The sequence below is a fragment of the Streptomyces sp. A3M-1-3 genome (genome assembly GCF_024213665.1).
In the GTDB taxonomy this organism is placed as follows: domain Bacteria; phylum Actinomycetota; class Actinomycetes; order Streptomycetales; family Streptomycetaceae; genus Streptomyces.
The window spans coordinates 1-14715 of record NZ_JANAVP010000019.1 but is presented as its reverse complement, the minus strand read 5'-3'; the positions used below and the strand labels follow the sequence as shown (position 1 = coordinate 14715).

General features: G+C 73.5%; 7 protein-coding genes. All 7 read right to left on the bottom strand.

Features of this window, described 5'->3' with window-relative positions:
- Nucleotides 1–53: 53 nt before the first annotated feature.
- Nucleotides 54–1190 carry an acyl-CoA dehydrogenase family protein gene (locus NLX86_RS21590; RefSeq protein WP_254373399.1) on the bottom strand — a complete coding sequence of 379 codons (1137 nt, stop codon included), beginning with the start codon at nucleotides 1188–1190 and terminating at the stop codon, nucleotides 54–56.
- Nucleotides 1187–2377 carry an acyl-CoA dehydrogenase family protein gene (locus tag NLX86_RS21585; protein ID WP_254373398.1) on the bottom strand — a complete coding sequence of 397 codons (1191 nt, stop codon included), beginning with the start codon at nucleotides 2375–2377 and terminating at the stop codon, nucleotides 1187–1189. Before NLX86_RS21585 ends, NLX86_RS21590 begins: the two co-directional genes overlap by 4 nt.
- Before the next feature lie 11 nt (nucleotides 2378–2388).
- Nucleotides 2389–3849: a condensation domain-containing protein gene (locus NLX86_RS21580; protein WP_254373397.1), complete on the bottom strand. Its 1461-nt coding sequence runs from the start codon at nucleotides 3847–3849 to the stop codon at nucleotides 2389–2391.
- Nucleotides 3850–4211: 362 nt separating this feature from the next.
- Nucleotides 4212–7568 carry an amino acid adenylation domain-containing protein gene (locus NLX86_RS21575; RefSeq protein WP_254373396.1) on the bottom strand — a complete coding sequence of 1119 codons (3357 nt, stop codon included), beginning with the start codon at nucleotides 7566–7568 and terminating at the stop codon, nucleotides 4212–4214.
- Entirely contained in the window at nucleotides 7561–12015 is a 4455-nt protein-coding gene (locus tag NLX86_RS21570; protein ID WP_254373395.1) for an amino acid adenylation domain-containing protein, read from the bottom strand. Before NLX86_RS21570 ends, NLX86_RS21575 begins: the two co-directional genes overlap by 8 nt.
- A 131-nt stretch (nucleotides 12016–12146) precedes the next feature.
- Entirely contained in the window at nucleotides 12147–13445 is a 1299-nt protein-coding gene (locus NLX86_RS21565; protein WP_254373394.1) for an MFS transporter, read from the bottom strand.
- Between the two features lie 90 nt (nucleotides 13446–13535).
- Entirely contained in the window at nucleotides 13536–14615 is a 1080-nt protein-coding gene (locus NLX86_RS21560) for a winged helix DNA-binding domain-containing protein (RefSeq protein ID WP_254373393.1), read from the bottom strand.
- Nucleotides 14616–14715 lie beyond the last annotated feature (100 nt).

The following is a 14715-nucleotide window of genomic DNA, read 5'->3' as shown; positions in this document are numbered from 1 at the left end:
CGCGGTTCAGCCGGGGAAGGGGCTTCCGCCACGCGGGAGCCCCTTCCCGTATGTCACGGCGTGTGGGCCGCCGTGTCCCACAGGTGGGCGGGGCGGCCGCAGCGCAGGGCCTCCCAGGCCGCGCGGCGGTAGCAGGCGGCGACCAGGCCGTCCCGTACCAGGCCCGATGCGCCGTGCAGATGGACGGCGTCGCGCGTGACATCGAGGGTGGTTTCCGCCGTCAGGGCGATCAGCCCCGCTGCCTCGCCCGGCGTGAGGCGGCCCTCGTCGAGGTCCCGGGCGGCGTCGCCCACCGCCCAGCGCACCGCGTCCAGCCGGGCCAGCAGGCCGGCCACGCGCAGCCGTGGCCCCTGGTGCTTGACCAGCGCCTGACCGAACTGCTGCCGGCCGCGGATCCGGGACACCACCGCTGTCAGCGCGGCCGCCGTCATCCCGGCCAGCAGCGAGGCCTGGTGGACCGCGGCCCGCAGACCCGCCCGGGCGAGGGCCTGTTCGGCGGCGATCCCGCGCAGTACGACGGCCTCGGCCGGCACCCGCGCCTCGTCGAACACGGCGCCGGCCACCGCTCCCCCGCCGTAGTCGCGCAGCGGCCGCACCTCGACGCCCGCGGCGGGCAGTGCGACCAGCGCGACGCACGGGCCGTCGGGCCCGCTCGCCAGTACCAGCAGCGTGCCCGGGCCGACGCCGGCGGCGAACGGGCCGCCGGTGCCGGTCAGCAGGATGTCTCCGGTGGCCGGGTCCGGTTTCCAGGTGACGCCCGGCGGTACGACGCCCCTGGGGTCCGGCAGCCGGCCCGGCACCGCAATCGGATGCTCGCCGGCCCGTACCCGGTCGAGCAGCTCGTCGACCGCCCCCGGCGCGGCGGGGCCGAGACCGGAGAGCAGGTCGAGGGCGAGCAGGGTGTCGGGCAGCGGTACGGGCTGCATCGCGTTGCCCGCCTCTTCGCACACCATGGCGAGGACCGCCTGGCCGAGGTCGAGCCCGTCCTTGTCGATGGGCAGCGCGAACTCCCAGGCGCCGACCTGCGTCAGCGCCTCCCAGGAACCGGCCGGCGTGTCCCCGTCGACCTCCAGGCCCTGTCGTACGGTGAGCCGCAGCTGCCGGAAGAGGGAGTCCTCGTCCTCCCGCTCCCGCCACCGCTCGGCCGTCCTGCCGCCCGCCTGTGCCGGTGTCCCAGCGTCCTGTGTCACGGCCGTACCTCCGCCCCTGAGTCGAGACGCAGCCGGGCCAGCGTCTCCAGCATCATTTCGGCGGTGCCGCCGGATATCCGCATCCCGGGGGCTTCGCGCATCGCCGAATCGAGTGGGTGTGCCACCCCGTCGACCTCGGGGTCGTCGAGGGTCATGCTCCGGTCGCCGTCGAGTTCGGCGGCCCACCAGGCCACCTCGGCGGCGAGTTCGGTGGTGTACCACTTGGCGGCTGCGGCCTCGTCCTCGTTGAGTTCGCCCCGGTCCAGCCGGGTGAGGACGCGGCGGACCAGCGTGCCGGCGGCGAGCAGCCGGGCGTTGAGCTTGGCCAGTCCGATCTGGTCGTGCTGGCCGGCCTCCAGCCGGTCGGTGTGGCCCTCGAGCCGCTCCACGGCGGCCCGGTACCAGCGCAGGGCCTTGACGTAGTAGTCGAGTCCGGTGCGTTCGAAGGCGAGGGTCTTGACCACGATGGCCCAGCCCTGGCCGAGTTCGCCGACCACGTCGTCCGCCGTCACGGCCACGCCGTCCAGGGTGACTTCGTGGAAGGCGTCGTCGCCGATGCCGGGGATGGGCCGGATGGTGACGCCCTTCTGGGCGAGCGGAACCAGGAAGAGGCTGAACGCGTCGTTCTCGCCGCGGGCCAGGCACAGTCCGTAGTCGGCGAGCCGGGCGAAGAGGGAATGGACCTTGGTGCCGTACAGCTTGTAGCCGCCGTTGCCGTCGGAGACCGCGCGGGTGGAGAGGATGTTCAGGTCGGACCCGGCCTGCGGCTCGCTGAAGAGCACACAGCCGAACGCCGTCCCGGCCGCGAAGCCCGGCAGGTGCCGGGCCTTCATCTCGGGGCTCGCGACATTGAGCAGGGTCGAGCCGACGATCTGCACCGTGAGGGTGTGCAGCAGATCGGGCACGTCGTGCATGGCCAGTTCCTCGACCAGCACGGCGGCCGCGACCTGGCTGATGCCCCGTCCTCCGTACTCCTCGGGCCACTGCGGCGCGAGCAGGCCCGCCTGGCCCAGCGAACGGTGGATCGGCCTGGGGTCGCGGGTGCGCCGCGCCTCGGCGACCGGCGCGGACACGAGGACGTCGTGAACCTCCTCGCGCAGCGCGCGCATGGGCGTACGGGCGACGTCGGCGCCGGTCCGGACGAGCCCGCAGTCCGCGGGTGCGCGGTAGAACTCGGTAGTGAGCACGGATACCCCTCTCAGTGCTGGGTGATGGTCGGGGATGCGGGCGCGGCGACGGCCCGGTCCAGCACTTCTTCGATTCCGGTGAGCAGTCCGCGCACGTCCTCGGGCGTGGCCGCCCGGCGGTTGTACTCGGCGGTGCCGCCGATCTCGCCGTCGCGTTCGACCAGGCCGACGCAGGCGAGCGTGGCGGCGGGGTCGGGACTGTAGAGCTCCAGATGGCGCGCGGGCGGGCCGGGCAGCTGGCTCACCTCGATTCCGGGCAGGTCGAAGGGGACGGCCGGGTAGTTGTGCAGGGCGAACAGGACGTTGTACGGAGGCGGGTCGCCATCGCCGAACAGCGCGTCCACCGGCAGCCGTTGATGGCTGAGCGCGTCGGCCACCGCGGTGCGGGTGCGGTGCAGCAGCTCCCGGAAGGACGGCTCGCCCGCGAGGTCGATCCGGATCGGTACGACGGTGGTGAACTGCCCGACGGCTCCTTCCAGTTGACCGGAGAACCGGCCGGCGGCCGGAGTGCCGATCACGGCGTCGGTACGCCCTTCCCGGCGCGCCAGCACCACGGCCAGCGCGGTGAGCAGGGTCATGAACGGTGTCGCGCCCTCGGCGGCGCCGAGCGCCAGTCCGGCGTCGACGGGCCCGCGGGCCAGCCGGACCGGCAGATGGCCCCGCTCGAACCCGCCGGGCGCCCGCGGGGCCGGCGGGTCAGCGGCGAACACGGCCCGGCGGCGGGTCAGTTCGGCGACGCCGTCCGGTCCGGCCAGCCAGCGGCGCTGCCAGTCCGCGTAGTCGGGGAACTGCAGCTCGGGCGGGGCGAGGCTGTCCCCGCCGTCCCGGTAGCCGGCCGCGAGGTCGGTGAGGAACACCCCGGAGGACCAGCCGTCGAAGACCGCCAGGTGCGAGGTGAGGATCAGGACGTGCTCGTCGGGGGCGAGCAGCAGCAGCCGGAACCAGCTGGTGCGGCCGGACTCCAGGTTGAGCACGGTGCCGGCGCTCTCGGTGATCTGCCGCGCGACCCGGTCGGCCCGGGTCTGCGGCTCGTACCCGGAGAGGTCGGTCTGCGTCAGCCGCAGGCAGGGCTCGTCGTCCACGACCAGCTGGGGGCCCTCCACTGTCCCGGTGCCGGGCACCAGCCGGGTGCGCAGCGCCTCGTGCCGGCGCAGTACGCCGGTGAGCGCGTCCCGCAGCCGGGCCGGGTCGAGGGGGCCCTTCAGCCGTACCGCGTGGGAGCCGGTGCCCATGCCGGTGTGGGCGTACTCGCGTCGCCACAACCGGGTCTGCAGGGCGGTGGCCAGGACCGGCCCGCCGCCGGAGCGCGTGCCCGGCCGGCCGGGCACGCTTTGCCGTGCGGCAAGCAACAGCCGGGCCAGCTCGCGCTTCGCCGCGGGCAGAGCGGCGAGCGCGCCCTCAATCGGCGCGGTGCCGAGCTGTGCCGCCGACGCGGCCGCTGCCGCCTGTCCCGCCGGGGCGGCCGGCTCCACCTCTACCGCCGATGCCGCTCCTACCCCCGGCCCGGCCGGTACCACCGGCGCGGCCGATGCGGCCTGGCCGGCCGAAGAAGCGGGCGCCGCCTCTACCACCGGCCCGGCCGGTGCAGCCGGTGCAGCCGGTGCCGCCGGTCCAGCCGGTGCCGCCGGTCCAGCCGGTGCCGCCAGTGCAGCCGGTGCCGCCGGTCCGGACGATGCGGTCGGTTCCGGCCGTTCGGCCGACGGGGCAGGCGTCGCCGAGGGGATCGGTGCGGGCGCCATGGGCGACGCGGCGCGCGCCGGCCCTGCGATCGGCGCCACCGGTCCCACCGGTCCCACCGCCCGGGACGGTACCGCCGGCGTCGTCCGGGCCGTCATCAGGGGCCGTCCGGGGTCTGCATGGAGCCGAGGAGTTCGGCGGCCTCCTCGTCGGTCATGTTCTCGATCTGCTCGAAGACCGCCAGCAGCCGGTCCTGCTCGCCCGCGGCCTCCGCCTTCGCGTTGCGGACCAGTTCGGCGAGACCCGAGACCGTCGGCCTGCTGAAGAAGTCGGCGAGGGCGATGTCGATGCCGAACAGGGCGCGGACCCGGGACACCACGATCGTGGCCTGGAGCGAGCTGCCGCCCAGGGCGAAGAAGTCGCCCTCGACGTCCGGGGTGGACCACTCCAGCAGGGGGGTGAGGATGTCCCGGCAGATCTGCTCCTCGATCGCGTCGCGCGGCGCGGTGCCCGCTTCGGCAGCCTGGTCGACCGGCAGCGGCAGCGCCGCGACATCGACCTTGCCGTGCGGGGTGAGGGGCAGTTCGGGCAGGACGACGACCACCGGCACCATGTAGCCGGGGAGCCGGGCCGCCGCGTAGGCGCGCAGCCCTTCGGCGTCGGCGACCTCGGAGGCGTACGCACCGACCTGCTCGACCGTGACGTATGCGGCGAGCATCTTGTCGCCGCCCGCTGCGGGCTGGGCGACGGCGACGGCCTGCTGCACGGAGGGGTGGCCGATGAGGACGGCCTCGACCTCGCCCGGCTCGATACGGTGGCCGCGCAGCTTCAGCTGGCGGTCGGTGCGGCCGAGGAAGTCCAGGTTGCCGCCGGGCAGCCAGCGGACCAGGTCGCCGGTGCGGTAGAGGCGTTCGGTCTCCGGGCCGTCGGCGTAGGGGTTGTCGGTGAAGCGTTCGGCGGTGAGTTCGGGCCGGCCGAGATAGCCGCGCGCCACACCGGGCCCGGCGACACAGAGTTCACCGGGCACACCGGGCGGTACCGGGCGCAGCCGCTCGTCGAGGACGAACGCCTGGTGGCCCGGCATGGGGCGGCCGATCGGCGGGTTGCGGTCGTAGCTGCCGGTGCAGTCCATCAGGGTGACGGCGACGGTGGCCTCGGTCGGGCCGTAGCCGTTGACGAACCGCCGCTCCCCCGCGGTCCATTCGGCGACCAGCTTTCCGGGGAAGGCCTCACCGCCGACCGATACGAGCCTCAGCGCCGGCAGTTGGGCCTGGTTCAGCAGTGGCAGCAGCGCGGGCGGGAGTTCCGCGACCGTCACCGTGTCCTCGCGCAGCCGGGTCTGGAGCAGGGCCGGGTCGCGCCGCTCGTCGTCGGTGGCGATGACGAGTTCGCCGCCGGCCAGCAGGGTGGTGAACACCTCGAAGACGGAGACGTCGAAGGTGAGCGGGGCGAACTGCAGCACGCGGTCGGCGGCGCCGATCTCGTATGCCTTGGCGATGGTCCGGGAGAAGTGGGTGACCGACCGGTGCTCGATCATCACCCCCTTCGGGGTGCCGCTGCTGCCTGAGGTGTACAGCACATACGCCAGGTCGCCGGGGGTCGACGTAGGCGCGAGGGACGGCACTTCGCGGACCGGCGCGGTCGAGCCGGCCTGCACCAGCTCCAGCGGTACGGGGAGTTCCGTGGCGTCGTCGACGAGGGCGTGCCGGACTTTCGCGTCGGCCAGTACGGTCTTCGTACGCTCGGCGGGCGCGGCCGGGTCGACCGGAACGTAGTGCGCCCCCGCCTTCAGGATGCCGAGGAGGCCGGCGACGGCCGCCGGGCCGCGCCCGAGGCAGACCGCCACCGGGTCGCCGTGCCGTACCCCACGGTCGCGCAGCCGGTGGGCGATGGCCTCGGACCAGCGGTCGAGGGCGGCGTAGTCGAGCCGGGTGCTGCCGTGCCGGACGGCGACGGCGTCCGGGTAGATGGTGGCGCGCTCGCGGAACGCGCGGTCCAGGGTGGTGGTCCAGGCGGTCTCGTCGACCGGGCCGCCGCGGGACAGTTCACGGGCGTGCCGGGAGGCGGCGGGCTCCTCGACGAGGCTCAGCTCGCCGACCGGGAGGTCCGGGTTCTCGGCGACCTGCTCCAGGACCCGCTGGAAGGCGGCGAGGAGGGCGGCGGCCGTGCCGTACCGGTAGAGGGAGGTGTTGTACTCCAGGGACAGTTCCAGGCCGTCGTTCTCGCCGACCAGGAAGCTCATGTCGAACTTGGCGGCTCCGTCGTGGAGCTGGTCCATGGCGAACTCGACTCCGGCTGCCTCCGCGCGGTGGGTGCCCCAGCGGCCGAGCGAGGTGAACTCGATCTGGAAGAGCGGGTGCCGCAGCGGGTCGCGGACCGGGCGGACAGCCTCCACGACCTGCTCGAAGGGCAGCTCGCTGTTGGTGAAGGCGTCCATGACCGTGCCGGCGGTACGGGCGACCAGCTCACGGAAGGTGAGGCCGTCCGTGACCTCGGTGCGCAGGGTGATCATCTGGACGAAGCAGCCGATGACCCGTTCCAGATCGGGGTGCGGGCGGGAGGCGCTGGCCGTGCCGACGACGATGTCCTCGGTGCGCGTCCAGTGCCGCAGAGTTGCGTTGAAGGCGGCCAGCAGGGTGGTGAAGACAGTAGTGCTGTTGCTCTCGGCGACCTCGTTCAGCCGGTCCAGCAGCTCCTGGTCCAGTTTGAGGGTGAGACCGCGGCCGTCGCCGCGGGTCTCGGGGCTTCGCGGGTGGTCGGGCATGACCTCGGTGGCCTGGGCGCCGGCCAGGATCTGCCGCCACTTGTCGGCGAGTGCCCGGCCGTGCTCCTCGTTCTCCAGCTTGGCGCGCTGCCAGGCGGCGAAGTCGGCGTACTCGACCGCGAGTTCGGGGCACTCGGGGCGACGGCCGGCGGCCGCCTCGGCGTAGCACGAGGTCAGCTCCTCGGTGAAGATCCGGGTGGAGCCCGGGTCCCAGACGACGTGGTGGACCACCCACAGCAGGACGTGCCGGTCGGGCCCCAGGCGTACCAGATGGGCGCGTACGGGCGGGGCGGCGGCCAGGTCGAAGGGGGCGGCGGCGAAGGAGGCGGTGAGTTCGTTCAGCTCGCGGTCGGCGTCGTCGCTGCCGGACAGGTCGGTGGACTGGATGCCGAGGACGAAGGAGGGGACGGGCTCCTGCCAGGGCACGCCGTCGACCTCGACGAGCTTGCTGTGCAGCACCTGGTGGCGGGAGACGACGGCGTTGAGCGCCTCGTGCAGCGCGGCCCGGTCGAGCGGGCCGCCCAGCCGTATCGCCAGGGCTATGTTGTTGCGTGCCTTGCCCGCGCCCAGCCGGTCCACGAACCACATCTGCTCCTGCTGGAACGAGGAGCGGGAACGCGGGCCGTGGTCGGTGCGCCCCAGCTCGATGCGGCGGCCGACGCCGGCGGTCATCTGGTTGCGCATCCGGCCCAGCAGCCGGGAGCGCTGCCCCTGGGGCAGCCGGCCGAGCCGTTCGGCGAGATCAGACATGGGTTCCTCCGTTGCGGTGCAGGTCGGCCAGCAGCGCGGCGAGCCGGTCGGGCAGATGTTTGGCGAAGTAGTGCCGGCCGCCGGGGATCACGGCGAGCCGCAGATCGGCGGCGTACCGGCCCCAGGCGCGGTGCCCCTGCTCGTAGCCTTCGGTCGCGTCGTCGGCGTCGCCGATGACGCAGGTGAGCGGGGTGACCAGCGGCTGGTCGTAGCCGTCGGGGGTGCGGGCGAAGAAGCGGGCGGCCTCGGTCATGTCGTGCCGGACCATCCGGAGGACGGCGGTGAGGTCGCTGTCGTCCAGGACGCCGTCGAAGCCGTCCATGGTGGTGAGGTAGGCGACGAGGTCGTCGTCGCTGGAGACGCGTTCCATCTCCAGGGCGTACTCGGGGTCCTCCTCGGGGAGGGCCGCCGCGAGATGGAGGGCGACGGGCCGCTGTCCGCGCCGTTCCAGGACGTGCGTGGTCTCCAGCGCGGTGACGACGCCGGCGCAGTGCCCGTACACCGCGTACGGTCCGCGTACGGTCCGGGCGATCTCCTCGGCCGCCAGCCCCGCGAACTCGGCGACCGGCAGCATCGGGCCGGGCCGCAGCGGATCGTGCCCGGGCGGCGAGACGGCCAGCAGCTCGATGTGCGGGGGGAGTTGGGCGGCCAGCGGCTGGTAGGCGATGGCGTCGCCGCCGCCGTGCGGGAAGCACACCAGGGTGAGGGTGGTGGTGCCGGCGGGCCGTTCGGGGGTGAGCCGGTGCAGCAGCCGATACGGGGCCGGCACGGGGCCGGCGAGTTCGGTGGTACGGGCCGCGAGCCCGGCGGGGGTCGGGTTGCTGAACAGGTCGACGACCCGCAGCTCGGCCGCGCCGAGCGCGGCGGCGACGGCCCGTACGGCACGGACGGCGGCGAAGGAGTCCCCGCCGAGCGCGAAGAAATCGTCGTCGGGCCCGACGGCCGGAACGCCGAGCACCTCGGCCCAGACGGCGGCGATACGGTGGGCGGTGGAGTCGCGCGGCGCTCCGAGCCCGGCGAACGCCGGGGACCCGGCTGATCCCGGCGACCCCGCGGCTCCGTGGGGCCCCACGGACCCCGCAGCCCCGGCGGACCCAGCGGCTGCCGGGGACCCCGCAGATCCCGCGTATGCCGGGGACCCAGCGAGCCCGGCGGACCCCACAAACCCGCCGGCCGCGGCAGGCCCGGTGGACCCGGCGGATGCGGCTGATGCCGGGGACCCTCCGAACCCGGCGGAGCCCGAGGACCCCGCGGGTCCCGGAGACCCGGCGAGCCCGGCGGACGCCGGGGACGCGGCGAGCCCGGCAGAGCCGGCGGATGCCGGGGACCCGGCGAGCCCGGCAGAGCCGGCGGATGCCGGGGACCCGGCGAGCCCGGCGAACGCCGCCGACCCGGCCGACGCCGCGAGCCCGGCGGACGCGGCGGCCCGGGACTCGGGCAGGGCCCTGCGGTCCACCTTGCCGTTGGGGCTGAGTGGGAGCCGCTCCAGCACGACCAGTTCGGTCGGCACACAGTGCGGCGGCAGTACGGCGCCGAGCGCGGTCCGCAGGGCCGCCAGGTTCAGCACCGCGCCGTCCTCCGGGACGACGTACCCGATGAGCCGCGCCGAACCGGCCGACTGCCGGGCGACGACCACTGCTTCCCGCACCCCGGGCCGGTCGCGCAGCGCGCTCTCCACCTCGCCCGGTTCGATGCGCAGCCCGTTCAGCTTGATGCGGAAGTCGGTCCGGCCGAGGAGCTCGATGGTTCCGTCCGGCCGGTAGCGGGCCAAGTCGCCGGTGCGGTACAGCCGTTCGGTGCGGCCGGGCTCCAGTTCGACGTGGACGAACTTCTCCTCGGTCAGCTCGGGCCGGCCCAGGTAGCCACGGGCCAGGCCCACACCGCCGAGGTGCAGTTCGCCGGGGACGCCGACGGGGACGAGCCGGTCATTCGGGTCGAGGATGTAGGTGAGCTGGTTGGCCATCGGCCGCCCGTACGGCAGCTTGGTCCAGCCGGGGTCCACCCGGCCCACCTGGTACTCCACCGAGTGGATGGACGCCTCGGTCGCCCCGCCGAGCGCCACGAACGCCAGCTCCGGCGCGAAGGCCCGGATTCGGTCCGGCTGGGCGACCGGGATCCAGTCGCCGCCGAGGAACGCGGTGCGCAGGCACGGGAGTTCGGGCCCGCCCGCGTACTCGAGCTGGTCCACGAGGAGGTCGAGCAGGGCGGGCGCGGAGTTCCACACGGTGACGCCGTGCCGCTGGATCAGATCGGCCCAGTGCGCCGGATCCTTGGCGGCGGCCGGGTCGGGGAGCACCAGGGTGCCGCCCGCCGCGAGCATGCCCAGCGTCTCGTACACGCTCATGTCGAAGCTCGGCGAGGACAGCGCCAGCACCGCGTCGCCGGGCCGGATGCCGTACGAACGGTTGAGGTCCAGCAGGTTGTTGACCACTCCCCGGTGTTCCAGGGCGATGCCCTTGGGGGTGCCGGTGGAGCCCGAGGTGAAGATGACGTACGCCAGATCGCGCGAGGTGACCGGGACGGCGGGCCGGGTCGCGGGCAGTTCACCGAGAGCCGGGCGGTCGGTGTCCAGCAGCACACGGCTGGTGCCGGAGGCGACGGGCAGCCGGTCGATCAGCTCCGAGTCGGAGACGACGATCGGCGGCGCGGCGTCGCGCAGCAGCAGGGCGAGGCGCTCGGCCGGGTAGTCCGGGTCGAGCGGGACGTACGCCCCGCCGGCCTTCAGCACCGCGAGGATCGCGGTGACCAGGCCCGGGCCCCGGCGCAGGCACAGCGCGACAGTGCGGTCGGGGCCGGCGCCCGCCTCGATGAGGCGGTGGGCGAGCCGGTTGGCGCGCTCCTCCAGCTCCCGGTAGGTGACGGCCCAGCCGCCCAGTCCGCCGCAGACGACGGCCGGGGCGTCGGGGCGCCGGTCGGCGTGCTGCTCGAAGAGGTGGTGGAGGCAGGCGTCCTCGGGGAACGGGGCGCGGGTGGCGTTCCAGTCGTGCAGCGCGGCCCGGCGCTCGCCGTCGGTGAGCAGCGGCAGGGCGGACAGCGGCGCGTCCGGCCGGGCGACGGCGCCTTCGAGGGTGGTGAGGAAGTGACCGAGCAGCCGGTCTACGGTCGAGGCGTCGAAGAGGTCGGTGGGGTACTCCACCAGGGCGCGGACGGTGGTGCCTGTGTCGTGCACGCTGATCATCAGGTCGTACTTGGTGGCCCGGGAGGAGAAGTCGATGGGCTCCGTGCCGAGTCCGGCGAGGCCCGGCGCTGTGTCCGGGGTCTCGTCGAGCAGGAACATCACCGAGGTCAGCGGCGGTCGGCTCGGGTCGCGGGGCAGCCCGAGCGCGTCGACGATCAGGTCGAAGGGCAGTTCCTGGTGGGCGTACGCCTGGAGTGTGGTCCGGCGGGTGGCGCGGACCAGCTCGGCGAAGCCGGGGTCGCCGGCGGTCCTGATGCGCAGCGGCAGAGTGTTGACGAAGAAGCCGATGAGTTCGCTGAACGCCGGGTGGTCCCGTCCGGAGACGGACGTGCCGACGACGATGTCCTCCTGCCCGGTCCAGCGGCGCAGGGTGGCGGCGAAGCCGGCCAGCATCGTCATATAGAGGGTGGCGCCCTCCGACTTGCCGAACTCCCTCAGTTTCGCAATGAGTTCCGGCGGCAGCTCGATGTAGCGGGACGCTCCGGCGTGGCCGAAGACGGGCGGCCGGGGACGGTCGGTGGGCAGGTCGACCGGACCGGTGCCGCCCAGTTCCTCCCGCCAGAAGGAGGTGAGCTTCTCCAGCCGTTCGCCGCTGATGCGCCCTCGCTGCCAGGTGGCGAAGTCCTCGTACTGGAGGGTCAGTTGCGGAAGCGTTTCGGCGGATGCCCCGACCCGGGCGGCGTAGGCGCGCTCGAGTTCGGTGTACAGCAGCCGCATCGACCAGCCGTCGGTCACGATGTGGTGGAGGTTGAGGACCAGGACATGGTCTTGCGTCCCGAGCCGCCCCAGGGATGCCCGCAGCGGCACGGCGCCCGCCAGATCGAAGGGGGCGGCGGCGTCTGCGTCGTAGAACGGCCTGATGGCGGCCTCGTCGGGCAGTTCGGTGACGGGCAGCGGCAGCCGGAAGCCGTCCAGCACCCGCGGCACGGCCTCGGCGGCGCCCTCCTGGTCGGTGTACACCGTGCGCAGCACCTCGTGCCGGTCCACGACCTCCTGGAGCGCCGCGTGCAGAGCGGGGATGTCCAGGGAGCCTCGGATGCGGGTGGCGACCGGCACGTTGTAGGCGGGACTGCCGGGCTGGAGCTGGTCGATGAACCACAGCCGCCGCTGGGCGAAGGAGAGCACCGGCGGCTCGCCGGGGTCCCGGGGGGCCGGATCCGGGTCCTCCCGTACGGCGGCACGCCCGCCGTTGCGGCCCGCGAGGGCCTGGAACAGTGCCCGGCGGGACTTCGGCAGTGCGGCTATGCGTTCGGCGAGGGACTCGCTCACCTTGAGCCTCCGTGCGTCTTCGGGAGAGGGATACGGCGAGGGGTACGGGGAGGGGAGTACGGGGCGGACGGGGTACGGGGCAAAGTGGGCGCCGGTCGGCCGGCACCCACTCCCCCACACCTGGAACCGCCCTAGGCGATGGCCTTGGCGTCGTCCGGGCGGTCGTCCGCGGCGTCTTCCGCCGCGGCGGCACCCTCCTCGGGCGGGGCGCCGCCCGGCATCTCCTTGATTCCGGCGACCGGGCTCGCCAGCAGCGTCAGGCCGCCGATGATGGTGACCCCACCGGCCACCGCGAGGCCCGCCGTGAGACCGGCCGCCTCGCCCAGCGCGCCGCCGGCGAAGTAGCCGAGGGACAGGGCGCCGTACACGGCGGAGAGCGCGCTGCCGCTGACGCGGCCCATCTGCTCGTTCGGAGTGACACCCTGCACCAGGCTCAGGACGTGGATGTCGAACATCGGGGAGACGAAACCGATGACGGCCTGGACCACGATCAGCCCGACGAATCCGGCGACCGCGCCGCCCGTCGGCACCAGGATGTAGCCGGCGCCGAGCACGACGGCGGTCAGGACCAGCGTGCGGCCGAGCGTGAGCACCTTGGTGACCTGCTCGGACAGCACCGCGCCGACGATCACGAAGACCGACATGACGGCGAAGGCCGCGCCGACCTGGCCGGGGCTCAGGTGCAGTGTCTTGTACGCGTACACGATCAGGAGCGCGTCGCCCATCGCGGCACCGAGGTTGACCACGACGTTGGCGGTGAACAGGCCACGCAGGACCGGGGTTCCGAAGAGGGTCCGCAGGCCCTCCTTCAGCTCGGCCTTGGCCGAGGCCTTCTTCTCCTCGGTGCGCTCCCGGATGTCACGGTGCCGGATGACCAGCAGGGCGACCAGCGAGACCAGGAAGGTGAAGGCGTCCATCGTGATGGCGCGCGCGGCACCGAGCACCTGGATCAGCGCACCACCGGCACCGGCGCCGACGGCTTCGGCGACGCTGCGGCTGATCTGGAGTTTGGTGTTGCCCTCGATGAGGTTCTCGGTGCCGATGAGCTGCGGCAGCCAGGACTGGTAGGAGACCTCGAAGAAGGTGGTGAGGCAGCCGGTGACGCCGGCCACGATGTAGACGTGCGTCATGCTGACGGAGTCGAGGGCGAACGCCAGCGGGATCGTGCCCAGCGCGAGGAAGCGGCCCAGGTCCGCCACGATCATGACCGTGCGGCGCGAGACCCGGTCCGCCACCAGCCCGGCGATCGGGGCCAGCAGCAGGAAGGGGAGGAAGCGCAGCGCGCCGAGCACGCCGACCTCGAATGCTCCCCCGTCGAGAACCACGACCGCGAGTGTGGGCAGCGCGAGCAGGGAGATCTTGTCGCCGAAGTTGCTGACGGTCTGCCCGAACCAAAGGCGATTGAAATCGGAATGCCGACCGAGTGCCATGTCGACGCCCTTTTCTGGTAGGGGACGGAATTGTCGGACGGCACTGAAACTATGCGGCGCGGGTTATCGCCCGGTTATGAATCCGCGGGATTATAGGCCGGTGGTAGACACCGTAGGAGAACCGGCGTAGAAGCGTGCGATGTCCGCTCGCTCGCGGGCGACCGCGGCGGATACCGCCGGGGCGAGGGGCGCGTTGCCGGGGAACGGTTCGACCGTCACGGCTCCCCCGCGCCGGCCGCCCGACCAGGTGCCGACCGCCCAGCCGTCGACCATCACGGTGGGCCGGATCAGCCCACCGCCGGGCCATACCCGGCGCTCGTGCTCCGCGGGCACCGACAGTTCACGGCTGCGATAGCCGACCAGATAGTTGTCATAGGCCGGCAGCAGTCGTACGTCGGGTTCCTCGCCGGCGGACACGGCAGGGTGTGCGATTTCCCGCGTGGCGGCCCAGGCGCTTTTGCAGGCCCCGAGCTTCAGCCCGGACCAGTGGGCGAAGTCGTGCACGGTGGCAGGCCCGTGGGCCGTGCGGTAGCGGCGCGCGAGTTCGACTTCGGCGGCCGCTCCCGTAGAGGGAAGCGGGCCGCCCGCGGGCAGCCATTCGTCGAGCAGGACGAAGGTGGCCTCGCCGTCGCGCTGCGGTCCGTGGCAGATCCGGCCCGCCAGCGCGGTGCGGCGGATCAGATGGAAGGCGGACTGGCCCTTGGGCTCCACCCCGAGGGTGGTGAGCCGGTCGGTGATCTCGGCGCGGGTCAGCGGCCCCTCACCGTCGATGGCATGGGCGATGAGCCGTTCGGCGCGCTCGCACAGGGCTTCGTCCAGGCCGAGTTCGCGCAGCCGGCGGGCGGCGAGCGCGAGAAAGACCGGCCCGAATACGGCGAGGAGCCAGCGCGCGTCGGCCGCCGGCACGAGCTGGAGGGTGCCGCGCATGAACCAGCCGCGGACGGCGGTCCGTTCGACGTCGGTGGCCCGGCGCACAGCGTCGGCGGTCAGGCCGTCGGCGCGTACGCGAAGCCCCAGCGCCGACGCGGTGAGGTCCTGTGCCTGTACGGCGAGAACCCGGTCGAGGACGGCGGCGACCGTCGGCTCCCGGACGCCGCTCCCGATGGCCTGGGCGCGCGCCCTGAGCAGCCGGTCGGTCGTTCGTTGTTCCACCAGTTCCACGTGTTCCACTCTTTCACTGTGCACTGCGGCCCAGGTCCTGTCCGGTCGATCAGGCCGGATCAGGGAGCGGGGCCTGGTGCCGTGGATCGCAAGGCGGAGGAGGCCGTGA